Below are 22025 nucleotides of genomic sequence, written 5' to 3' on the forward strand. Positions count from 1 at the left end.
GGCTGTAGCATACAATCGAGCCCACGGGGGCAAGGTCGCCTCCTCGTATACCCATGCTGCACAGGCCATTCATGGCGACGGCTCTCGCGGCTCCTGAGCAAGGAGAAAAATCATCACCGGTGACATCGGACCCCGGTTGCGCGCAGCGCGAATCGCCCGGGGAATCAGCCTTCGTAGCGTCGCATCAGCACTCGGTGTCTCGGCGAGTCTCATCTCCCAGGTCGAGACCGGCAAGACCCAGCCCTCCGTGAGCACGCTCTACGCGCTGGTCAACCACCTCGGCATCTCCTTCGACGACCTGCTGAGCGGGTCGGATGCGCCGGGTCCCGGCGTGGTCGGCGGCTCGGGCGGGGCGCGGGGCACCGCCGGCGGGTCGGAAGGGCGCTCGGCCACGGTCGCCGGTTCCGGGTCGGGATCGGCCTCGGGCGACGGCGGCGACGTGCACCCGCTCCTCGGCGGCGACGCCGGCGTGGGCGGGATGCCCGGACTCCTGCAGCGAGGCTCCGAGAACCCTGTGCTCGAGATGGAGAACGGGGTGCGGTGGGAGCGCCTGGCCGCGAGCCGTGACGGGTCGGTCGATCCGCTGCTCGTCACTTACGACCCCGGGGCTTCCAGCTCGATCGAGGGTCGCATGATGCGCCACAGCGGAGTCGAGTACGCCTACCTGCTGTCGGGGGAGCTCACCGTGCGCCTCGATTTCGACACCTTCACGCTGCATCCGGGCGACTCGCTCAGCTTCGACTCGGTTCGGCCTCACATGTACATCAACCAGGGCACCGTGCCGGCCAAAGGCCTCTGGTTCGTGGTGGGGCGCCGCGAATTCTCGCAGGAGATGCCCGAATCCGGGCATCCGGAGCGCAACGCCAGCGGACTCACCTCCGCGGTCGACGTGCTGCAGGCGATGGACCGCCTGGCCTGACGCAGCCGCGGCGGGTCGCCCGGTCGCTCGCTCGTTCGCTGACGCTCAGAGCAGGATGCTCAGCGGGTTCTCGATGCGCTTCGTGAACGCCGCGAGCCACTGGGCGGCGAGCGCGCCGTCGACGGCACGGTGATCGACCGAGAGCGTGCAGCGCATCACGGTGGCCACGGCGAGTTCGCCGTCGATCACGACCGCCTGCTGCTTCGCCGCGCCGACCGCGAGGATGCCCGACTGCGGCGGGTTCAGGATCGCCGAGAACTCGACCGTGCCGTACATGCCGAGGTTCGAGACCGAGAAGCTGCCGCCCTCGAGTTCGTCTTGCTTCAGTCGCTTGTCTTTCGCCTTGGCCACGAGCTCCTGGATGGTCGAGCTCACCGCGGTGAGGCTCTTCGAGTCGACGCCGCGCACCACCGGTGTGAGGAGGCCGCCGTCGGTCGCGACCGCCACGGCGATGTCGACCGCGTGGTGCTTGCGCATCCCCTCGTCAGACCACGTGACGTTCGCCTCAGGCACCTCGGCGAATGCCGCAGCGACGGCTTTCACCACGAAGTCGTTCACCGAGACGCGCACCGGTGATTGGGCGTTGACCTCGGCGCGCAGCGCGAGCAGAGCGTCGACCCGGGGCTCGGCGGTGAGGTAGAAGTGCGGCACCGTCGACTTGCTCTCGGTGAGCCGACGCGCGATGGCGCGGCGCATCCCGGTGTGCGGGATGAGGTCCCAGTCGCCGGTGGTGGCCGTGGATGCGGCGCTCGCGGGCGCGGGTGCGGCCGGCGCAGCAGGTACTCCGGAGGCGGCGGGGCTCGCGGACGCGGACGCCGGGGAGGCCGGTGCAGCGGCGGTCACGCTTCCGGAGGCGAGCGCCTCCTCGACGTCGCGGCGCACGATGCGGCCGCCGGGGCCGGAGCCCGCGATGGTGGCCGGGTCGAGTCCCCGCTCCCGCGCGAGCTTGCGGGCGATCGGGCTCACGAACAAGCGATCACCGGATGCGTCACCCACGCGGCTCGCGGAGGTGCCACCGGGCGCGGTGCCGGATGCGTCACCCTCGCCGGATGGGTCACCCTGGCCGGATGCGGCCCCCTGGCCGGATGCGACGGGCGCGGACCCGGTGGTCGTCGCGGTCGCTGAGGCGGACGCTGCCGGGTCGAGGGTGTCGGCGGCCGACGCGGCCTGCGCCACCGATGCGGCCTCGGCCACGGGCGCGCCGGACTCCGGGTCGCGCGCCGAGGCGCCCGACTCAGGTTCCACGGTGCCAGCCGCACCGGCGGGGGCCGAGAGCGCGGAAGCGCCGGAGGCGGTGGGTGACGCAGCAGGGGTGGCCGGCGCATCCGTCGTTGCCTCCGAAGCCGTGTCGGCCGCAGCGGCAGCAGCCGGCGCAGCAGGCGACCCACCGAGGGCGGCATCGATGTCGGCGGCGGTCTCGCCCTCGGCGATCAGCACTGCGATCGGGGCACCGATCTCGCCCGATTCGCCGGCCGCGAGCAGCACGCGCCCCACGATCCCGGCTTCTTCGGCGTTGTACTCCACGATGGCCTTCTCGGTCTCGATCTCGGCGAGCGGTTCGCCGACAGCGATGACCTGACCCTCCGTCACGAGCCAGTTGGCGATCGCCGCTTCTTCGGAGCCCGCGAGAACGCTGGGCATCCGGATGATCTGGGCCATCTCAGGCCCCCTTCCGAGCAGCAGCAGCCGACGCGCCGCCGAACCCGGCGCGCACGCGTTCGAGCCCCGCGACGACCTCATCGGCCCGCGCGATCGCAGCCCGCTCGAGCACCTTCGAGATGCTCGGCGACGCCTCAGACCCGGTCACCCGTTGCACCGGCTGGTCGAGCCAGTCGAAGTAGCGGCGCTGGATCTCGTCGGCCAGCCACGCTCCATACGAGGTGCCTTGCGCACCTTGCTCCACGATCAGCACCGCGTTGGTCTTCTCGATGCTCCGGCCGATGGTGTCCCAGTCGATCGAGGCGCGGTCGAGGAAGCGCAGGTCGATCAGCTCGGCGTCGATGCCGGCCTGCTCGATCGCGCGAGCGCTTTCTCCCACCATCGAGAGGTAGCTGATGACGGTCACGTCCGACCCTTCGCGACGCACGGCCGCCTTGCCGAACGGGATCTGGTAGTCCAGGTCTTCCGGAATCGAACCCGACTCGGCATAGAGGTCGACGTGCTCGATCATCAGCACCGGGTCGTCGATCGCGAGCGCCGCGTTCATCAGTCCGATGTAGTCGTAGGGCGTGGAGGCGGCCATGATGCGCCAGCCGGGGCTGGTGGCGAAGATGCCCGCCGGGTCCATCAGGTGCTGCGAGCCGTAGCCCGAGCCCATCGCGATCTTGGTGCGCAGCACCAGTGGCACGGCGTTGTCGCCGCCGAACATGTGCCGGGCCTTGCCGATCTGGTTGAACACCTGGTCGGCCGCCACCCACATGAAGTCGGGGTACATGAACTCCACCACCGGGCGGAAGCGGGTGTCGAGGGCGATGCCGCCGCCCAACCCCGCGAAGGCGTTCTCGCTGATCGGGGTGCCGAGCACACGGCCCGGATACTTCTCGGCCAGGCCCTTGGTGGCGCCGTTCGTGCCCCCCTTCAGGCGATGGATGTCTTCGCCGAGTACCACGATCCGCTCGTCTTCACCCATCCGGCGGTCCATCACGGCCGCAACGGCGTCGACGAACTTGCCCTGGGCCGACTCGCCGGCGTAGGCATCCTGTTCCTGGGTGCGCGCATCCTGAATCTCGGAGAGGTCGCCCCGGATGCCCACGTCGACGAACCCGGGGTCGGGCCAGAGATCGGGGCGGATGCGTCGAACGCCCGCCTTGCCCTCGGGGTCGGCTTCGGTGAGTTCGGCGGAGGCCCGGCGCACGGCGTCCTGCGCCTGGGCACGCACAGCGGCCACGCCCTCGTCGTCGATGAGCCCCAGCGCGGTCATCTCCTTGGCCACCCGCAGCAGCGGGTCGCGGGCGCGCCATTCGGCCTCCTCCTCCTTGGAGCGGTAGCCGAAGGCGCTGCCCGGGTAGGGGCCGTTCTGGTGGAAGTAGCGGTAGACCTCGGCTTCGATGACGGCGGGGCCGTCGCCGGCGCGCATCCGCTCGGTCGCCTTCTCCATGGCCAGGTGCACGGCCAGCGGGTCCATTCCGTCGACGCGCCAGGCCGGGATGTTGAAGCCGAGGGCGCGTGCGGACAGGCGCGGCTCGGCGGTGACCTCGTCGACCTTCGTCGACACGGCGTAGAGGTTGTTCTCGATGAAGAAGCAGAACGGCAGCTTCCAGGCCGCGGCGAGGTTCATGCTCTCGAGCACCGAGCCGATGTTGGTGGCGCCGTCGCCGAAGTAGCTCACCGTGAGGTCGGTGGTGCCGGCGTGCTTCTGGGCCCAGGCGTTGCCGGCTCCGAGCGGCACGCCACCGCCGACGATGGCATTGGTGCCGAGCGCGCCGGCCTCGAACCACTGCAGGTGCATCGAACCGCCGCGGCCACGGCAGTAGCCCTGGGCGAGGCCGAGGATCTCGGCGAGGGTGCGCTGCAGCACCGTCTGCACGGCGGGAGTCACCAGAGCGGCGAGGTCGAGGCCGTCGGGCGCGACGTGGGCGAGGGCCTTGGCGAGGAACTGGTGGTGACCGCGGTGCGATCCGTTCACCCCGTCGCTGGAGCGCAGCGCCACGATCGAGCCGACCGCCCCGCCCTCCTGGCCGATCGACGAGTGTGCGGGGCCGTGCACGAGGCCGGCGCCGGCGAGGTCGAGCACCTCCTCTTCGAAGGCGCGGATCAGGTGGAGCTGCCCGAGCATGGTCGACAGGAGCGCCGGATCGGCGTTCTTCCAGTCGCTGGGTGTGGTGCGCAGCTCGACCCAACTCGATCCAGGCTGCAGACGTTTCTCGCGGGGCATTCCACTTTCTCCTTTGCAAGTGAGAGATGCGCTCTCGAGAGTCAGAGTACGCGGTGAATGTATCCATTACAAGCCTTTCCTTCGTCCTTATGGTCTTGTATCGTTTTGTTTGGATACATTGATGCTTGGAGGTCGAGGATGCCACTACCTGGATTGCGCGGCGCCGAGCACATCGGCTTCACCGTCCCCGACCTCGACGAAGCGCACCGCTTCTTCGTCGACGTGATCGGGTGCGACTTCGTGTATTCGCTGCCCGCCATGCGGCGCGACGAGGGGGACGACTGGATGCGCGAGCACCTGAACGTCGATCCGCGGAGCGTCGTGAACGAGATCCGGTTCTACCGCTGCGGATTCGGGCCCAACTTCGAGGTGTTCGAATACGCTCCGACCCCCTCGCAACGCCCCGAGCCGCTCAACAGCGACATCGGAGGGCATCACATCGCGTTCTACGTCGACGATCTGAATGCCGCGGTCGACCACCTGCGGGAGTCGGGCATCCGGGTGCTCGGAGATCCGACCGCGAGTCGCAACGCCTCGGAGGGGCAGCGCTGGGTCTACTTCCTCAGCCCTTGGGGCATGCAGTTCGAGCTGGTGAGCTACCCCGCGGGCAAGGCGTACGAGCGAGATGCGCCGGTGGTGCTGTGGCATCCGGCGCGGCCGGCGGAGTGAGCGGCCGCGATCGCGTCCGCCTCGTGCCGGGCCGCGAGTAGGATTCGACGGATGACTGCCCTCAGCGACGCGGCGAACCCCGCCACCGCGGCGAACCCCGTGAACGTGGCGAGCCATCGCATCGCCGACAGCCTGCGGCACGAGATCCTGGGCGGGCAGCTCGCGCCCGGCACCCGCATCCGGCAAGAAGACCTCGCCGAGCGCTTCGGGGCGAGCCGCATCCCGGTGCGTGAGGCGATCCGGATGCTGCACGCCGACGGTCTCATCACGATGGTGGCCAATTCGGGGGCCTGGGTCTCGCGGCTCACGCTCGCCGAGTGCGTGGAGGTGTACTCGATCCGGGAACGGCTCGAACCTCTGCTCCTGCGCATGAGCATGCCGAATCTCTCGGCCGAGACCATCGACCACCTCGACGCACTGGCCGACGGGATGGCGGCGAACACCGACGTCGACTATTTCGTGGAGCACGACCGCGAGCTGCACCTCTCGAGCTACTCGGGCGCGCCGCGGGGGGCGTTGTGGGACATCATCCACCGCCTCTGGAACACCACGCAGCATTACCGGCGGGCCTACGCGACGCTCGTCGGCGTGGAGGGCATCGGGGTGACGCACATGGAGCACCACCTGCTGGTGGACTGCATCCGGCGCCAAGACCCGGATGACGCCGAACGGATGCTCGTCACCCACATCCGCCGCACCCGCCTCGAGCTCGAACGCCACCCCGAACTCTTCGCGTAGGCGCCGGAGTTCTCCAAACGAGGCGCCTACCGCAGCCTCCAGTCGCTGAGGTCTCCACGACGATTGGAGTTGTCCGCGGAATTCGAGGTGCGGGGGTGGGTCAGGGGCGGCGGGAGCCGGCGAGCGCCAGGGCCTCGCTGCGCCAGCGGTCGTAGAGGGCCCAGGGGTCGTCGACGCCGGCCGCGAGGGCGCGGATGTGTGCGTCGAGCTCATCGTGCGGCGCGAACCACTCGCCACCGAGGCGGTGCGCGGCGAACTGAACGTGCCGGCGCTGCTCGAGCAGACGCGTGCCTCGTTCTAGCGCGAGCAGCTCGTCGACGTGCAACTGCGCGAGCCGACCGCGCGGGTTGGCGGAGGTGCCGATCTTGATGCGATCGCCGAATCGCACGTAGTAGACCACGTCGACCCGCACCACGAGCTCCTCGTCGTCATCCGGCCGCTCGCCCAGACGCCACTCGCACACCGCGCACAGCCAGCCCGACGGATACCGCACCCCGAGCCGCGACCCGCACGCCAGACACGGCGAGGGCAGCGCATCCGTCACGCCCACGTCTCCGACCACCCACTCGTAGGCCGCGAGGAGGTGCCGGGTGCAGAGCGGGAGCGGGGCGGATGCGTCGACCGGGGCGCCGCACACCGCGTCGGTCTGCGCGCCGGTCGCGCTGCGGATGCCGCACCGCCGATGTTGAGCCTCCATGCCCGAACCCTAGCCGCGGCCGCCGACATCGGTGACGGGTGGATGTCGGAGGTGCGGGATAGCGTCTGCCCAACCGAATCGATCGCGGAAGGAGGATGCGCGGTGCCCGAGAACATCGAGGCCTGGTGGGCGCGCCGGCAGCGGTCGAAAGAGCTCGCGGTGCCATATGCGGTCGGAACCTACCGCGCCGAGTGGGCGAAGTTCCCGATGCTGGTGCGGCAGTACCACCCCGACCTCAATCGCGAGATCACCCTCACGCAGATTCCGCCGGCCGCCGATGTGTACCTCACCTGGCAGTGCGACACGGGGCACCTCTTCGTGGCGACGCCCGAGGAGCAGCGTTCCCGCCCCGGTCGGGTGCGCCGGCGTTCGACCTGGTGTCCCGTCTGCACCGACCTGGCCGCGCCCCGTCGCATCCGCCCCACCGCACTCTGGCCGGTTGCGTCACCCGCACCTGCGCCGCATGCGTCACCGCCACCATTCGAGCCCCCCGCGCCGGAGGCGCCACCCGCGCCGGACTCGTCACCCCCACCATCTGCGCCAACTTCGTCACCCGCAGACATTCGGCCCGGCGGCGAACCTCGGCAAGCGCCCACCCCGCGATCCGGTGGTGGCGAGCGGGTCGCCCGACCAGGCGCTGCCGGGCAGCCGACCCGGTCAGCCCACACCGGGTGGTCGAACCGATCAGCCGGAGGTGAGCGCGCCGGGCGACCAGCCGAGAGCGAGCCGGCCGCACGACCAGCAGGGTGGGCGCAGACCGGAGGACCAGCCGGGGGCGAGCGGGCCGGCCGGCCAGCCGAGAGCGAGCCAGCCCCACGACCCGCAGGGTGGGCGCGGCCCGGAGGACCAGCCGGGAGCCAGCGCGCCAGCCGGTCAGCGGCAGGCGGACGATCGAGCCGCTCGGCCCGAGACCGGCAACCGCTGAGGGCACCCGGGGAGGCGTTCCGCAGCTCCCACGCGCCCGCACCCGCCTCGGCCGCCGAAGCACTGCTGCGTCAGAAGCTCGCGGCGCGCCTCGAATACGATCCCGCGCCCAACGCGGTCTCCGTCGCGCGACCCTTCCACGGTCGGTTCGAGGTGTGGCCTGACATCGTGATCCCCGAGTTGCGGGTGGCGCTCGAATACGACACGGTCGGCCGCTTCGGGCTCGAGCACGTCGGCCCCCGCGAAGACTCCGACCGAAGCAAAGACCGGTTGTTGCGGGCGGCGGGGTGGGAGGTGGTGCGCATCCGGTGCGCTCCGCTCCCGCCGCTTGGGCTGCACGACCTCGTCGCCTCTTCCACCGTCACCGACCGTCTGATCACGCGCCTCCTCGACACCCTGCGCGCGGTGCGCGGCGACCTCATCGTCAACGCGTACCTCCGGCCCTGATGAGCAGCCGACCGACTTCCCATCGGCCCACCGCTCCTCCGGGCACGTTCACCGAACGCAGCGGCCCGCCGACCAACCGGCAGACCCGGCCCGGCCCGCACACCGCGAGCAGCGACCCTACCGACCGACCTAGACGGGCCCGCGAGCACCCCACTGCGCCCGCAACGAAGCGCCGACGAAGATGTTCGTGATGAACGGAACCACCAAGAAGATCGCGAGCCCGACCAACCCGAATTCGGTGGTGCGGAAGAACAGCAGAGCCCCGATCGCCACGACCGCGGCGACGATCGAGGTGAAGATCGAGCGTCGGCGCACGGCCGAGGTCCACTCCGATCCGACGCCGATCATCACGAGGCCCGCGATCCAGCCGAGAACCGGCACGACGTACCATCCGACGATCAGCACGATGGCGGTGATCGTGGGGTAGACCTTCGACGCCGCCCGATCGGGATTCATCGAACGCACCTGCGCCGACGCGTCGGCCGCGATCGCGCGCGGGTCGCCCAACTCCTCGATCCGCGCCCGCGCCTCCGCGTCGCTCAGGCCGTCGAGCGAGGCACCGATGTCGGAGACGATCTCGGTTCTGAGGGCTGCGGGCGCTGCCGCAAGGGCCGCATCCAGCTCGCCCAGGTAACGCTGAGCGGCGACGCTTCGGGACTGACTGGTGGTCATCGGACTCTTCTCTCGTGAAGTCGGTCAGGGCAGGACAGGCAGGACAGGCAGCCCGGCTCGGCACGGCCGGCAGAGCGGCGAACCGCCGCGACACAACGCTGTCACTCCAGCGCGGTCATCCGGTCGACGGCCACCGCGAACGGTTCCCATTGCCGCCGGAACTGCTCGAGCTGCTCCCGGCCCTCTGGCGTCAGCGTGTAGTACTTGCGCGGCCGGGCGGAATCGGATTCGTCGGCGTGCGCCACGATCAGCCGTTGCTCGCGCAGACGCGCCAGCAACGGATAGAGGGTGCCGATGCTGCCGATCAGGCCGAGTTCGACGAGCTGCTCCGAGATCTTCCAGCCGTAGGCCGGAGCTCGCCGCAGGATGCCGAGAACGCAGTACTCGACGACACCCTTCCGGAGTTGCGCACCGACATCGTTTACCATGCAATGCATCATATGCTGCGATGCACGACTACCGCACGCCGCACCGACGCCCGCGCCGACACCGACCCCGACCCCGATCGCCTAGGCCTGCGGCGCATCCCCCGACGCCATGTCGATCGCGGCAAGCAGAGCCCAGAGCTCGGCCCGATCCTGAAAGCGATCCAGCGACAGCCCGAGCGCCCGCTCGACCCCCTCCACCCGCGACCGCAGGCTGTGCCGGTGGATGCCGAGCTCGCGCGCCGCCGGATCCCATTGCCCGTTGTGCCGCAGCCAGACCGTGGCCTCGAACAGACGCTGTCGCCCCTCCGCGCTCTCGAGCAGGTCGTGCAGGCGTGAGCGGGCGACATCCGCCACCGCCGTCGCCGAGAGCAGCCCGAAGAAGCTCGACGACACCAGGGTGGCGAAGTCGACGATCTCGTGCTCCCCGGCCCGGTCGAGGGAGCGGGCCGCCTGCACGAGTCCGGCATCCAGGCTGTCCCAGTCCACCCCACCCGAGACACCCGCGCGCACCTGCCGGGCGGCGAGCAACCGGCGGAGCTCCGGCCAGCGGCGTTCATCGGCGAGCAGAACGAAGACATCGCCGTGCTCCACGACGAAGAGGCGATTGCGGCGATCCGACGCCCGTCGCTCGAGGGTGTCGCGCAGCGCCGGCCCGGTCTCGTCGCTGCGGAGCGACACCACCACGAAGCGGCGGTCGGGAAGGCCGGTCGGGATGTCGCCGAGCGCCTTGCGCACGGCATCCACCCTCCCGTCGCGCAGCAGCTCGAACAACTGCACCATCAGGGCGCGGAGGCTCATCCGCTGGTCCTGACTGCGCTCGAGCGACACCTCGGCGAGGGCGATCAGGGTGGTCACCACCGACAGCTCGGCCGCGTCGAACGGGCCCGCCTTCGCCAGGGCGAGCACCCCACGGAGGCGCCGGCTGCTGCCGAGGGTCTGCAACGAGACGTGCCGGCCTCCGACTTCCACGTCGACCCGCGCACGCCGCTGGTTCTGCAGCAGATTCTGCACCTCGGGCCGGATGCTCGCGAAGGCCCGGCGGGATGCCGCCGACAACGCGGAGTCGGCCGTGGACACCTCGGCGTCGGGGTCGAAGACCGCGATGTCGCACCCCAACCCGCTCGCCGTCGTGCGCACCGCGGCCGCGAGCCCTCCTCCGGCGAGCGCCGCCAGCGAGACCGAACGCTGCGTGGTGAGGGCCCAGTCGACGCGGGACCGCGCCTCGGTGGACTGCACTTCGGCCACCCAGCGGGCGATCGCGATGAACGGGGTCTGGTAGGGCACCTCGACGAGCGGCATGCCGAGTCGAGCGCAGGCCTCGACGAGCTCGACGGGCGTACCCGCACGCACCACCTCGGTGCCGAAGCCGAGTGCCACGACCCCCGCGGCCTGCAGGCGGGCGACGTAGCGTTCGGCGAAATCGGCCGAGCCGTCAGAGGAGAACTGCCCCCCGGTCGTGAGCAGCATCTGGCCTTCGACCAGGAACGGCGACGGGTCGTCGAGGTCGGAACCGTGCGCCCAGGCGATCGGCACCGGCTGCTCGGGGATGGCTGCGAGGCCGCGGAGCAGGAAGGGGCGGTGCGCGAGGAGCGCCGAGAGGGTGGCGGGCATGCGCCCAGCGTACGCGGCAGCCTGCCACTCCGTCAGATCGCAGATGAGATCAGGACGATCCGGCACTGACGGGCTCGCGTCGCGCTGCCTACCGTCAGGGTACTTCCCTCCCCTCGAATCCTGAGAACGGATACGCATGACGCTCACCGAAACCCCCACCTCCGCGAGCCCACCGCCGCCGGCGCCACTCGGCGGCCCCGAGCTGCCGCAGCGCCGCGAGCTCGTGACCGCGATCCCCGGCCCGCGTTCCGTCGCGCTGCAGCAACGCAAGTCGGCAGCCGTCGCGAACGGGGTCGGCATCACGCTGCCCGTCTTCGTGCAGGCCGCGGGAGGCGGAATCGTTCTCGACGTCGACGGCAACTCCCTCATCGACCTGGGCTCGGGGATCGCCGTCACCGGCGTCGGCAACTCCGCACCCGCTGTCGTCGAGGCGGTCAACCGCCAGGTCGCGCAGTTCACTCACACCTGCTTCACGATCACGGGCTACGAAGGCTACGTCGAGCTGGCCGAGGTGCTCAACGCCCTCACCCCCGGCAACCACGAGAAGCGCACCGCCCTGTTCAACTCCGGCGCCGAAGCCGTCGAGAACGCGATCAAGATCGCCCGTCACTTCACCGGCAAGCAGGCCGTCGTGGCCTTCGATCACGCCTACCACGGCCGCACCAACCTCACCATGGGCCTCACGTCCAAGTCGATGCCCTACAAGAGCGGCTTCGGGCCGTTCGCTCCCGAGATCTACCGAGCTCCGATGTCGTATCCCTTCCGCGACGGCGGCCTCTCGGGCGCCGAAGCGGCCGCGCGCGCCATCACGCAGATCGAGAAGCAGATCGGTGCCTCCACCCTCGCCGCGCTCATCATCGAGCCCATCCAGGGTGAGGGCGGGTTCATCGTTCCTGCCCCCGGCTTCCTGCCCGCGCTCGCCGACTGGGCCCGCGCCAACGACGTCGTGTTCATCGCCGACGAGGTGCAGACCGGATTCGCCCGCACCGGCGCGATGTTCGCCTCCGAGCACGAGGGCATCGTGCCCGACCTCATCGTCACGGCGAAGGGCATCGCCGGCGGCCTGCCGCTCTCGGCCGTCACCGGACGCTCCGACATCATGGATTCCTCGCACGTCGGCGGACTCGGCGGCACCTACGGCGGCAATCCTCTTTCCTGTGCGGCAGCGCTCGCCACGATCCGGAGCTACGTCGACGACGATCTGTCGGGCCGGGCGCGCGCGATCGAGACGGTGCTGCGCGGGCAACTCAACGCCCTCCGTGCCGCCGACCCTCGTGTCGGAGACGTGCGCGGGCGGGGCGCGATGATCGCCATCGAACTCGTCGATCCTGACACGGGAGAACCGGATGCGGTACTCACCGCAGCCGTGGCCCGCGCCGCCCACGCAGAGGGCGTCATCCTGCTCACCTGCGGAACGTACGGCAACGTCATCCGCTTCCTCCCGCCGCTCACCATCTCCGACGACCTGCTCCGCGACGGCCTCGCCGTGGTGCGGAAAGCACTGGCCGCATCATGACCCTCACCTCTCCCCTGCCCGTCATCCATGCCTCGACCTCATCGGCCGCCTCGTCGACGCTCTCCGCTCCCGCGCACGACAACACGCTGGCGGATGCCCAGGCCCAGCTGGCCGACGCCATCGCGCTTCTCGGCTACGACGAGGGCATCCACGCGATGCTCGCCGCGGCCCGCCGCGAACTCACCGTGAGCGTGCCGCTGCGCCGCGACGACGGCTCCACCCAGGTGCTCACCGGCTACCGCGTGCAGCACAACATCTCGCGCGGCCCGGCAAAGGGCGGTCTCCGCTACAGCCCCTCGGTGACACTCGACGAGGTGCGGGCGCTCGCGATGTGGATGACCTGGAAGTGCGCCCTGCTCGACGTGCCCTACGGGGGCGCGAAGGGCGGCATCGCGATCGATCCGCGCCAGTACAGCCAGGCCGAGCTGGAGCGTGTGACCCGGCGCTACACCAGCGAGATCCTGCCGATCATCGGGCCGCAGCAAGACATCCCTGCCCCCGACATCGGCACCGACGAACAGACGATGGCCTGGATCATGGACACCTACTCGGTCACCCAGGGCCACACCGTGCCGGGGGTCGTCACCGGCAAGCCGCTCAGCCTCGGCGGGTCGCTCGGTCGGCCGAGTGCCACCTCGCGCGGAGTCGTGCACATCGCCGGAGCCGCTCTCGAACGGGCCGGCATCGCGGTCTCGGGGGCCAGCGCCGCGGTGCAAGGGTTCGGCAAGGTCGGGCGCGACGCGGCCCGCTTCCTGGCCGAGCGCGGTGTTCGCGTGGTGGCGATCGCCGACCAGTACGGGGCGGTGCACTCCACAGCTCCCGGCGGCATCGACGTCGACGCGCTCGCCCGCCATGTCGACGAGGAGGGCACCGTGCTGGGCTTCGCCGGCGCCGATGCGCTCGCCGCGTCAGAGCTGCTCGAACTCGACGTCGACCTGCTCGTGCCCGCCGCCGTCGAAGGAGTTCTGCACGAGGGCAACGCCGCGCGGGTGCGGGCGCGCATCGTGGTGGAGGGCGCCAACGGACCCACCACCCGTGAGGCCGACCGCATCCTGCAGCAGAACGACGTGCTCGTGGTGCCCGACATCCTCGCGAACGCCGGCGGCGTCATCGTCTCCTACTTCGAGTGGGTGCAGGCCAACCAGTCCTACCGCTGGGAGGCCCGCGACGTCGAAGCACGCCTGGGCGAACGGATGCTCGCCGCCTGGGCGGGAGTCACCACCCACGCCGCCGAGCTCGACATCACCCTGCGCGCGGCAGCCACGAGTCTGGCCGTCGCCCGGGTGACGGAGGCGCACCGCCTGCGGGGGCTCTACCCCTGAGCTAGACCCTCGCCGCCAGGATCAGGTCGATGTTCTCGGGCGATCGGTCGAGCTCCCCCGCCTCGATGCGACGGGCGAGCTCGACCGTGAGGGCGTTGGCGGGAGCCGAGCCGCCGATGCGGGCTTGCTCGTCGACCACGAGACCGTTGATCTCGTGCACTTCGTTGCGGCGGCCCTTGATCCAGTCCTGGAGCGAGGTGGTGCGGGTGTCGGGCGACGAGAAGCGCGTCAGCACCTGCTCGAACAACTGTTCGGCGAAGCGGTCGGGGTTCGCGAGGTCGGCCTCGGGCATCCCGAAGATCGGACGCAACCGGATGCCCGTCTCCATCGCCGTGCGCGCAGCCTCCCGACCGCAGCTCAGCATGAATTCGTACATGCCGGGCACCTCGACGGCCTTGGCGAGCTGCATGTCGAGGATGGCCGAGGGCACCAGCTCCGCAGCGTTCACGATGAGCTTCATCCACTTCGACGAACGGATGTCGTCGGAGATCTCGACGGTGCCGGCGAACTGCAGCACGTCGGCCACCTCCTGCTCGCGGCCCACCACGGCGGGGTGGATGCCGCCGATCGCGAACCACGCCTCTTCGGGCGGGGTCTCGCGGTTCGTGATGCCGGGTTCGTACATGTTCGAGGCCACCTCGATGACGGCGCCCACGGTGCGCTCGGGCCCCATGATGTCGGCGATGTCGTCAAGCGACATGCCGTTCTGCAGCCCCACGACGAGTCCGTCGGGCTTCACGAGCGGCTTGATGAGCTCGCAGGCCCAGCGGGTGTCGTAGGCCTTCACCACGATGAAGACGATGTCGAACGGGTCGCGCAGGGTCGCGACCTCGCAGAGGTTGTAGACCGTCACCGGCGTCACTTCGGTGCGGTCGGGCATCACGACGGTGATGCCGTGCTCACGCATCGCATCGACGTGCGCGGGCCACTGCTCGATGAAGGTGACGTCGAGGCCGGCGCGGGTGAGATCGGCGGCGATCCCCGCCCCGTTCGCTCCGGTTCCGACGAAGGCGATTTTCTTAGAGGTCATCGACGCTGACACCTGCTCCCTGTTTCAAAGTTCAGTTGAGGTGAACAGTCTATCGGCGAGTTCATCAAAACTACACAGTGAGATTCGACTGGTGCGGGGAACGAATGTGTGCAACACTCTGAACAAGAACGAACGTTCTGTCTGTCACCGGAAGGAATCCCTCATGTCCACTCCCACCGTCCTCCTCGTCCACGGTGCTTTCGCCGACGGCTCCAGCTGGTCGAAGGTCGCCTCCCACCTCCGCGAGGCCGGCATCGAATCGCGCACCGTGTCGAACCCTCTGCGCGGCCTGAGCTTCGACGGCGAGTACGTCGCGAGCGTCGTGGCCCAAACCCCAGGCGACGTGGTGCTCGTCGGTCACAGCTACGGCGGGCCGGTCATCACCTACGCCGGCAGCAGCGCCGAGAACGTGAAGGGTCTCGTCTACGTGGCCTCGTTCGGCCTCGACAAGGGCATGAGCGTGCAGGAGTCGACGGCCGGGTTCCCCGACTCCGAATTGGTGAGCTCCCTGCAGCCGTGGACCTTCCCGGGCAGCGAACTGCCCGAGTTCACGATTCAGCAGGACAAGTACCGCTCCGCCTTCGCCGCCGACGTGACCGATGAGGAGGCCGTGTTCGGCGCCGCCAACCAGCGTCCGGCAGCCGCCTTGGCGCTCGGTGAGCCGCTGGCCGTCGAGCCGGCCTGGAAGCGCGTTCCCAGCTGGTGGGCGCTCTCCGGTTCTGACAACGCGATCAACCCGGACTCGCAGCGGGCGGCGGCGGCGCGAGTCGGCGCATCCGTCACCGAACTCGAAGGCGGGTCGCATTCGATCGCCGTGTCGCGCTCGCGCGAGGTGGCCGACGTGATCATCGCCGCGGTGCGCGCCGTCAGCTGACCCCTTCGGGGAGCCGGGTGGCCGGATTCGGCGGGAGGGGAGACGCGCAGGCCCCTCCCGCCGTAGGGTGTGGGCATGGCCGCTGAGCTGACGCTGGGCGCTGAGGAGGAACTGCACCTCATCGACCTCCAGAGCGGAAAGTTGTCGGCGCGCGCGCCGCAGATTCTGTCGCGGCTTCCGGGCGCGAGCTATTCCGCCGAGTTGCAGCGCACCACTGTCGAGACGAACACGGCGGTGCAGACCACCCTCGACGGGCTCCGCACCGACATCCTGCAGCTCCGCGCCGGGCTTGTGGCAGCGGCGGCTCCGGAGGGCGTCGGCATCGCCTGCGTCGGCACCGCCCCCCGTTCCGAGTTCGCCGACTTCGAGCTGACCTCCTCGGGGCGCTTCGCCCGGATGCAGGAGCAGTACCGCCTGCTGGTCGACGAGCAACTGATCTGCGGAACGCAGGTGCACGTCGGCGTCTCGGATCGCGACCTCGCCGTGGAGATCGCACAGCGCGTCGCCCGCGACCTCCCGGTTCTGCTCGCCCTCTCGGCCAGTTCGCCCTATTGGAATGGTCAGGACACCGGGTATTCGAGCATCCGATCGATCATCTGGCAGCGCTGGCCCAGCGCCGGAGCAACCGGCGAGATGGGATCGGGCGCCGAGTACGACGAGCTTCTGAGCGACTTGATCGCCACCGGGGTGATCGCCGACGCGAAGATGGCCTACTTCGAAGTGCGCCCCTCGGCTCACGCGCCGACACTCGAGTTGAGAGTGTGCGACGCCTGCCCGATCGTGGATGACGCGGTGCTGATCGCCGGATTGTTCCGGGCGGCGGTTCGCGCCGCCGAAATGGACATCGCGGCCGGGCGGCCCGCGGTGCTGGCCGCCGCACCCGTGCACCGTGCCGCCATGTGGCAGGCGGCACGCACCGGTCTGAGCGGCGATCTGCTCGACGACACCGCGCATCCGCGCCCCCTGCCGGCAGCACAGGTGGTGCGCCGGTTGATCGGGCGACTGCGTCCGCAGCTCGAAGAGCTCGGCGACCACGCCGAGGTGGTCGACCTCGCCGAGACCCTGCTCGCCCGTGGCAACTCGGCCGACCGGCAGCGTGCGGCGTTCGCCGAGACCGGATCGCTCGACGCCGTGGTGCGGCTCGTGGTGGAGGAGACGCACGGTCCGGCGGGTGGACCACCACCGGCCGTTGCAGCGCTGCGCGGCTACCGCACCCGGGCGGGCGACGAGGCCGTGGGGCCCGGGGCGCGGCCGCGACCCGCATACGAACGGATCGCGCGGCACTACGAAGGACTGGCTCCCGAGCGGCTGGCACTCCGGATGCGCGAAGGACGGGCCTGGGTACGCGCCCGCGGGATGACGGTCGGAAATGCGGCCGGAAGCAAGCACGACTTCGACGTCGACCTCGTGCCGCGCGTCATCACCGCGCACGAGTGGACGCGGATCGTCGCGGGGGTCACCCAGCGCGCCCGCGCACTCGAATCCTTCTTGCAAGACGTCTACGGGGAGCAGCGCATCGTCTACGACGGCGCGGTGACCCACGCGACTCTCGAGCGCTCTCCCGGCTGGATCGAGTCGGCCCGGATGCTGCCGCGCGGCGGGGTGCGCGCGCCGATCATGGCTTTCGACCTCGTGCGCAACGAGTTCGGCGACTGGCGGGTGCTCGAAGACAATCTCCGCAACCCTGTCGGCGTGGGCTATGCGATCGCCATCCGCGAGCTGATGGACGAGGTGGCGCCCGACGTGCCCCGACCCGAGGGACTGTATTCGCCGGCCGACGGATATGCCATGCTGCGCCGTTCGGTGCTCGGTCACGGCTCATCCGGGGCGCTGCTCTCCAGCGGACCGTCGAGTGCGGAATGGTTCGAGCACCGCGCGATCGCGGAGGGCGCCGGACTCGCCCTGCTCGGACTCGACGACGTGATCGTCGAGAACGGTCGGGTGTTCGCCCGGGCGCAACGAGTGCCGGTCGATGCCCTCTACCTGCGCCTGGATGTCGAGCTGCCGGATGCGGTCGACAGCGCCGGACGCGCGATCGGCCGCGAGATCATGGAGGTCGCGGCATCCGGTGGCGTCGCTCTGGCGAACGCCCCCGGCAACGGCGTCGGCGACGACAAGGCGATGTACTGCGACGTGCCCGCCGTGATCGCCTACTACCTCGGCGAGCGCCCGTTGCTCGAGCAGGTTCCGACCTATCGCACCGTCGACGACATCGAATTGCTCGCCGTGCTCGAACGCGTGGGCGAGTTGGTGACGAAGCCGGTGGGCGGAGACGGCGGAGCCGGAGTGCTGGTCGGCCCTTCGGTGCCGGCCGCCGCTGTGGCGGAGCGCCGCTCGGCCATCGCCGCAGCGCCCGCCGACTGGGTGGCGCAGGAGGTGGTGCCGCTGTCGTCGCATCCGACCCTGGTGGAGGTGGATGCGCGCATCGGCGACCTCGGAGCCGTGCTGGAGCCGCGCCGTGTCGACCTGCGCGTGTTCGTCTTCGCGACGGAGGATTCAGGATTCGACGTGGCGCCGTTCGCCCTGACCCGGGTGGCCCCCGCGGGCAGCATGGTGGTGAGCGCCTCGCAAGGGGGCGGCGCGAAAGACACCTGGATCCTCCGCGGCTGACGGCCGGACGGCGAGTCTGGGAAGGGCGATGAGTCCCCGGAGGCGTCATGAGGCGCGAAGGGGGTCGCGCCGCTCAGAGCCGGGTGAAGAAGCCGTGATCGGGGAGGCGCGGCCGGTCGTCGTTACCGCCACCGGGGCTGGTGGCGGCCAGGATCGCGAGGAAGGCGATCCAAAGTGCGAGGGCTGCGAGAAGCAGGAGGAAGAACATGGTGGTCTCCAGAGGGAATGGGTGCGCTCGGTTGATGCGCACTCTCCACAGTCCTCGCTGAGGTGGGTGCTCCTCATCGGGCGATTTCCGTATTGTGAGGCGGCCGAGCATCTGCGCTGTAAGGCGACGCCATCATTTCGGGAGGAGCTGAGCGTAAGCGACCCCGTATACGGCCTTCGTTCGCTTCTCCTCCTCCCGAAAACGCGTCAGGCGGGCGTGAGGACTCTCTGCCGCGGCATCCGGAGCGCGAAGACGGAAGCCGCGGCCATCAGCACGACGGCCGACCCGAACGCGGCGGGGAACGAGAAGGCGTCGACGAGCAGGCCCGCCACGAGCGGCCCGGCGATCGCGCCGACATCGGCGAAGGCCTGGAACACCGCGACCGGCTGCCCGCCTCGCGCCCCGGCCGCGTCACCGACCGCAGCCGCCGGTGCGGTGCCCATGAAGGCCGCCGCGACCCCGTAGAGGCAGAGCAGCACGATCAGCATCCAGAGCTCGGTGACGAACGGGATGGCCAGCATGATCGCGGCGCCCACGGCGAACGACCCGATGATGGCCGGCCGGCGCCCGACGGTGTCGACGAAACGGCCCGCGGGCAGCAACGTCAGGGTCTGCGCGACGGCCGCGATGGCGAAGGCGATGCCCGTCCAGGCCGGCTCGCCGTGCAGCACCTCGACCACGAGCACGGGGATGAGCGCGCTCCGCACACCCATCGCCGACCACCCTTGCGCGAGATTCGCGAGCAGGGCCGCCTGATAACCCTTGTCGCGCAGCACCTCGCGGAACGGCCGCGCCGGCTCAGCGGCGGCCGTCGGATCGCGGTGATGGCGTCCGAGCAGGGCGAGCCCCACAGCGCCCGCCACCACGAGGGTGGCCGCGTAGAAGAAGAACGGGGCGTGCAGCGAGATTCCGGCGAGCAGGCCGCCCACCGCGGGGCCGGCCATGCCGCCGATCAGGAATCCGCCCTGGTAGAAGCCGACCGCCCGGCCGCGCAGCCTCGGTTCGACCGAGGCGAGCAGCAGGGTCATCGCCGACACGGAGAACATGGCCGATCCGATGCCACCGGCCCCGCGAAGCACGAGCACCTGCCAATAGGTGTCGGCCAGGCCGACCAGGGCGCTCGAGAGGGCGACGATGCCGATGCCGGTGGCGAGGATGATCCGTTCCCCACCGAAGTCGATGAGCTTGCCGACGAAGGGGTTCGCCACCAGTCGCATCACCGCGAACGCCGACACGACGGCGCCCACTTCGAAGTAGCCGACCCCGAAGCTCCGCACGTAGACGGGCAGCACCGGCACGACGACGCCGAAGCCGAGCATCACGAAGAAGGCGACGACCCCCAACACCACGACGTCGCGCGGCAGACCGGCCCCCCGACCCCAGGCCAGGCGGCGGAGGAGTTCGGATGCGCGGGCCACCGGTCAAGCGTAGTTCGGCTGGGGCGGGTCGGAATCCCGCCCCGACCGATGGACTTCGGCACACCGCGTGACCTTCGCTCGCAACCGGTGTAGGACAGTAGGCAATCGATTCGAGGAGGAAACATGGCCGGCGGAGACGTTGAGACATTCCATGAGGGCGGCGCCTGGTACAACCGCGTCGACGGAGAGCACGGCGCGGTCGGGCCGTTCAAGACGAAGGCCGACGCGATCGACGCCGGTCGTCACGAGGCGCGGCGAGCCCGGCGCGAGCACGTCATCCGGGATGAGAACGGGCTCGTCGACGAGCGGATCGCGTTCGGCGACGAGACGCTCTGACGCGAGCCGACGCGACGAGCGGCGCTGGGCCGGGCCCAGCCGAGCCCAGCCGAGCGCACGCTAGCGACGATCCCGGCTCCCGGCGAGTAGACGCCGGGGGCCGGGATCGGGGTCACACGCGACGAGCGCGCATCCGGGTGATCACGAGGCCCGCCCCGAGCGCCAGCAGGAGAAGCGCGAGCCCTCCGGCGATCGGCGCCACCGGGCCCTCACCTGTGGCGGCGAGCGCGGCACCCGAGCCGGAGCCCGGGTCGGCCGGAGTCACCGGCGCGGCGAGATCCGCCGCCGCGATCGTGACCGTCTGGCCGAGCTCGTTCACACCCGTGGTGGTGTTCCAGGTGCCCACGTTGGCCGTCTGCACGGCGAAGCGCGGGTCGGCAGCGGTGCCCGCATCCGGAGCACGGAGCGCCAGGGCGAGCGAGTAGGTGCCGGCGGGCACCTCAGCGAGAGACGCGGTGACGGTGGTCGTCGTTCCCGGCAACCACCGGCGCGCGTCGGCGTTGCCGGTGAACGGCACGTCGGTGACCGTGCCGTCGGCAGCGGTCAGCTCGAGCACCGCCGGCCGTGGCGTGTAGGGCGCGGCCCAACCGTCGTTGCGCACGTCGAGCGAGACCGTGGCCGTGCCGGCGTCAGCGCCCGGCGTCACCGTGCTCGAGGTCAGCACGAACCGGTAGCCGAGCCGCTGGGCCGTCTCCTTCAGGCCCGCCTCACCCCAGGTGTCCAGTACGTCTTGGTTGTAGTCGGCGTTGAGGTAGCTGTAGTGGTAGCGCGCCATCTCGGCGGAGGCGCTCTCCCACTCCGAACGGGGCGGATTGACGGCACAGGTCTCGCCGCCCACCGGCACGTACAGGCTGTCGGCCTCGAGATACTCCTGGTCGAGCGTGATGGGGTCGGAGAGGAAGGTGCCGAAGTCGTCAGGCGCCGCGAGCAGGCAGTCGTTGTGGTGGCCCACCCGCGCGATCGGCGTGTCGGTGAAGGCCTGTTCGGCGGTCACCGCGCTGTCGGCGCTCGCCGGCACCCCGAGCAACTCCTGCTTCGAGAGCATGGTGCGCACCTGCACGCCGCGGTCGGCGGGCAGCTCGTCGAGCAGCGCCTGCGTCACGGCGGAGCGGTTCGCCCAGTCCTCGGCGGTGACGACGCCCGGATCGGCCGGGTCGGCCACGAAGTGATCGGTGTAGTAGCCCTCGCCCCACAGCCCGACGAATCCGTTCTGCACCACCGGGATGACATCGGCGTTCGCCCGCAAGATGGGTCCGAGCTGGTGGATGTGCGCGAGCACCACGTCGAGCGACGCGTCGCCGTACGGCGGCGAGTACGGCCAGTCGCCGCCTTGCACGTAGGCGAAGCGCGCGATCACCGAGATGCCGGCGGCCCGCGCCGTGTCGAAGTCGGCCTGCAGCAGCGCCAGGTAGGCGTCGTCGAGCACCGGATTCGCCACGAACTTCTCGAGGTAGAACACGCGCACGATCTGCGTGATGCCCTCGGCGCGGTAGCCCTCGAGCGTGGCCTCGTCGAGCGGCGTGTAGCCCGATCCGTCGGCCTGGTAGTGGGTGTTGTTGGTGTGGTCGAAGCCGCGCTGCGGGTTCGCGATCACCTCGTCACTCGCCTCGTACGAGACGGTGGTCGCGCCCGGCGGGGCGTCGGCAGCCGCCGCGACGGCCGGCGCAGCGACCGCCGTCAGGCAGACGGCGGCCAGCGCGAGCGCAGGCAGACCGAGGATGCGTTTCATGGT

19 protein-coding genes are annotated in these 22025 nt (G+C 70.3%); 9 read left to right on the plus strand and 10 right to left on the minus strand.

Going from position 1 to position 22025, the window contains the following annotated elements:
• Window positions 1-136 precede the first annotated feature (136 nt).
• Entirely contained in the window at window positions 137-919 is a 783-nt protein-coding gene (locus tag N1027_RS03230; RefSeq protein ID WP_259505151.1) for a helix-turn-helix domain-containing protein, read from the plus strand.
• Window positions 920-964: 45 nt separating this feature from the next.
• Here the strand turns inward: N1027_RS03230 and N1027_RS03235 are convergent, their stop codons facing one another.
• Both N1027_RS03235 and N1027_RS03240 read right to left on the minus strand, forming a co-directional pair.
• A complete protein-coding gene (locus N1027_RS03235; RefSeq protein ID WP_259505160.1) occupies window positions 965-2578 on the minus strand; it encodes a 2-oxo acid dehydrogenase subunit E2 in 1614 nt (537 codons plus the stop codon).
• Window position 2579: 1 nt separating this feature from the next.
• Window positions 2580-4793, minus strand: coding sequence for an alpha-ketoacid dehydrogenase subunit alpha/beta (locus tag N1027_RS03240; protein ID WP_259505162.1), 2214 nt, complete (start codon window positions 4791-4793; stop codon window positions 2580-2582).
• Between the two features lie 138 nt (window positions 4794-4931).
• Here N1027_RS03240 and N1027_RS03245 point away from each other — a divergent pair, with 138 nt between their 5' ends.
• Window positions 4932-5462, plus strand: a complete 531-nt coding sequence (locus N1027_RS03245) for a VOC family protein (RefSeq protein ID WP_259505164.1) — start codon at window positions 4932-4934, stop codon at window positions 5460-5462.
• Between the two features lie 51 nt (window positions 5463-5513).
• Complete coding sequence (locus N1027_RS03250; protein ID WP_259505166.1) at window positions 5514-6200, plus strand: GntR family transcriptional regulator; 687 nt, start codon at window positions 5514-5516, stop codon at window positions 6198-6200.
• A 100-nt stretch (window positions 6201-6300) separates the two neighbouring features.
• Here N1027_RS03250 and N1027_RS03255 read toward each other — a convergent pair whose 3' ends face one another.
• Window positions 6301-6897 (minus strand): GIY-YIG nuclease family protein, encoded by a 597-nt coding sequence (locus tag N1027_RS03255; RefSeq protein ID WP_259505167.1) that lies wholly within the window; start codon window positions 6895-6897, stop codon window positions 6301-6303.
• 102 nt (window positions 6898-6999) lie between these two features.
• Between N1027_RS03255 and N1027_RS20085 the strand changes: the two genes are divergently transcribed.
• Window positions 7000-8268: a zinc-ribbon domain-containing protein gene (locus N1027_RS20085; RefSeq protein WP_259505169.1), complete on the plus strand. Its 1269-nt coding sequence runs from the start codon at window positions 7000-7002 to the stop codon at window positions 8266-8268.
• Between the two features lie 129 nt (window positions 8269-8397).
• Here N1027_RS20085 and N1027_RS03265 read toward each other — a convergent pair whose 3' ends face one another.
• The 3 genes from N1027_RS03265 to N1027_RS03275 form a co-directional block, all read right to left on the minus strand.
• A complete protein-coding gene (locus tag N1027_RS03265) occupies window positions 8398-8940 on the minus strand; it encodes a DUF1700 domain-containing protein (protein WP_259505171.1) in 543 nt (180 codons plus the stop codon).
• A gap of 101 nt (window positions 8941-9041) precedes the next feature.
• Window positions 9042-9368 carry a PadR family transcriptional regulator gene (locus N1027_RS03270; protein WP_259505173.1) on the minus strand — a complete coding sequence of 109 codons (327 nt, stop codon included), beginning with the start codon at window positions 9366-9368 and terminating at the stop codon, window positions 9042-9044.
• Between the two features lie 81 nt (window positions 9369-9449).
• Window positions 9450-10979 (minus strand): PucR family transcriptional regulator, encoded by a 1530-nt coding sequence (locus N1027_RS03275; RefSeq protein ID WP_259505175.1) that lies wholly within the window; start codon window positions 10977-10979, stop codon window positions 9450-9452.
• A gap of 136 nt (window positions 10980-11115) precedes the next feature.
• Here N1027_RS03275 and gabT point away from each other — a divergent pair, with 136 nt between their 5' ends.
• Complete coding sequence (gene gabT / locus N1027_RS03280; protein ID WP_259505176.1) at window positions 11116-12495, plus strand: 4-aminobutyrate--2-oxoglutarate transaminase; 1380 nt, start codon at window positions 11116-11118, stop codon at window positions 12493-12495.
• Window positions 12492-13817, plus strand: a complete 1326-nt coding sequence (locus N1027_RS03285) for a Glu/Leu/Phe/Val family dehydrogenase (RefSeq protein ID WP_259505183.1) — start codon at window positions 12492-12494, stop codon at window positions 13815-13817. The genes gabT and N1027_RS03285 overlap by 4 nt, the downstream gene beginning before the upstream one ends.
• Before the next feature lies 1 nt (window position 13818).
• Here the strand turns inward: N1027_RS03285 and N1027_RS03290 are convergent, their stop codons facing one another.
• Window positions 13819-14847, minus strand: a complete 1029-nt coding sequence (locus N1027_RS03290; RefSeq protein ID WP_259505185.1) for a ketopantoate reductase family protein — start codon at window positions 14845-14847, stop codon at window positions 13819-13821.
• A 163-nt stretch (window positions 14848-15010) separates the two neighbouring features.
• On the opposite strand from N1027_RS03290, the gene N1027_RS03295 reads away from it, so the two are divergent.
• Complete coding sequence (locus tag N1027_RS03295) at window positions 15011-15721, plus strand: alpha/beta fold hydrolase (protein WP_259505187.1); 711 nt, start codon at window positions 15011-15013, stop codon at window positions 15719-15721.
• Between the two features lie 75 nt (window positions 15722-15796).
• Window positions 15797-18331 carry a carboxylate--amine ligase/circularly permuted type 2 ATP-grasp protein gene (locus N1027_RS03300; RefSeq protein WP_259505189.1) on the plus strand — a complete coding sequence of 845 codons (2535 nt, stop codon included), beginning with the start codon at window positions 15797-15799 and terminating at the stop codon, window positions 18329-18331.
• Between the two features lie 73 nt (window positions 18332-18404).
• On the opposite strand, the gene N1027_RS03305 is transcribed toward N1027_RS03300, so the two are convergent.
• Complete coding sequence (locus tag N1027_RS03305) at window positions 18405-18539, minus strand: hypothetical protein (protein ID WP_259505190.1); 135 nt, start codon at window positions 18537-18539, stop codon at window positions 18405-18407.
• Between the two features lie 206 nt (window positions 18540-18745).
• Window positions 18746-19957 carry an MFS transporter gene (locus N1027_RS03310; protein WP_259505192.1) on the minus strand — a complete coding sequence of 404 codons (1212 nt, stop codon included), beginning with the start codon at window positions 19955-19957 and terminating at the stop codon, window positions 18746-18748.
• 123 nt (window positions 19958-20080) lie between these two features.
• Between N1027_RS03310 and N1027_RS03315 the strand changes: the two genes are divergently transcribed.
• A complete protein-coding gene (locus N1027_RS03315) occupies window positions 20081-20293 on the plus strand; it encodes a DUF2188 domain-containing protein (RefSeq protein ID WP_259505194.1) in 213 nt (70 codons plus the stop codon).
• Window positions 20294-20405: 112 nt separating this feature from the next.
• Here the strand turns inward: N1027_RS03315 and N1027_RS03320 are convergent, their stop codons facing one another.
• The gene (locus tag N1027_RS03320) at window positions 20406-22022 is read right to left on the minus strand and encodes a DUF4832 domain-containing protein (RefSeq protein WP_259505197.1); all 1617 of its coding nucleotides are present in this window, start codon (window positions 22020-22022) and stop codon (window positions 20406-20408) included.
• Window positions 22023-22025 lie beyond the last annotated feature (3 nt).

Origin of the sequence: Herbiconiux aconitum, assembly GCF_024979235.1 — a bacterium.
Taxonomy (GTDB): Bacteria; Actinomycetota; Actinomycetes; order Actinomycetales; family Microbacteriaceae; genus Herbiconiux; species Herbiconiux aconitum.

Bases quoted from the DNA above. Each gene is read 5' to 3' on its own strand.
- N1027_RS03315 (WP_259505194.1), top strand. From the start codon at position 20,081: ATGGCCGGCGGAGACGTTGAGACATTCCATGAGGGCGGCGCCTGGTAC.
- N1027_RS03265 (WP_259505171.1), bottom strand. From the start codon at position 8,940: ATGACCACCAGTCAGTCCCGAAGCGTCGCCGCTCAGCGTTACCTGGGC.
- N1027_RS03275 (WP_259505175.1), bottom strand. From the start codon at position 10,979: ATGCCCGCCACCCTCTCGGCGCTCCTCGCGCACCGCCCCTTCCTGCTC.
- N1027_RS03235 (WP_259505160.1), bottom strand. From the start codon at position 2,578: ATGGCCCAGATCATCCGGATGCCCAGCGTTCTCGCGGGCTCCGAAGAA.
- N1027_RS03285 (WP_259505183.1), top strand. From the start codon at position 12,492: ATGACCCTCACCTCTCCCCTGCCCGTCATCCATGCCTCGACCTCATCG.
- N1027_RS03320 (WP_259505197.1), bottom strand. From the start codon at position 22,022: ATGAAACGCATCCTCGGTCTGCCTGCGCTCGCGCTGGCCGCCGTCTGC.
- N1027_RS03250 (WP_259505166.1), top strand. From the start codon at position 5,514: ATGACTGCCCTCAGCGACGCGGCGAACCCCGCCACCGCGGCGAACCCC.
- N1027_RS03240 (WP_259505162.1), bottom strand. From the start codon at position 4,793: ATGCCCCGCGAGAAACGTCTGCAGCCTGGATCGAGTTGGGTCGAGCTG.
- N1027_RS03245 (WP_259505164.1), top strand. From the start codon at position 4,932: ATGCCACTACCTGGATTGCGCGGCGCCGAGCACATCGGCTTCACCGTC.
- N1027_RS03300 (WP_259505189.1), top strand. From the start codon at position 15,797: ATGGCCGCTGAGCTGACGCTGGGCGCTGAGGAGGAACTGCACCTCATC.
- N1027_RS03255 (WP_259505167.1), bottom strand. From the start codon at position 6,897: ATGGAGGCTCAACATCGGCGGTGCGGCATCCGCAGCGCGACCGGCGCG.
- gabT (WP_259505176.1), top strand. From the start codon at position 11,116: ATGACGCTCACCGAAACCCCCACCTCCGCGAGCCCACCGCCGCCGGCG.
- N1027_RS03270 (WP_259505173.1), bottom strand. From the start codon at position 9,368: ATGGTAAACGATGTCGGTGCGCAACTCCGGAAGGGTGTCGTCGAGTAC.
- N1027_RS03305 (WP_259505190.1), bottom strand. From the start codon at position 18,539: ATGTTCTTCCTCCTGCTTCTCGCAGCCCTCGCACTTTGGATCGCCTTC.
- N1027_RS03290 (WP_259505185.1), bottom strand. From the start codon at position 14,847: ATGACCTCTAAGAAAATCGCCTTCGTCGGAACCGGAGCGAACGGGGCG.
- N1027_RS03295 (WP_259505187.1), top strand. From the start codon at position 15,011: ATGTCCACTCCCACCGTCCTCCTCGTCCACGGTGCTTTCGCCGACGGC.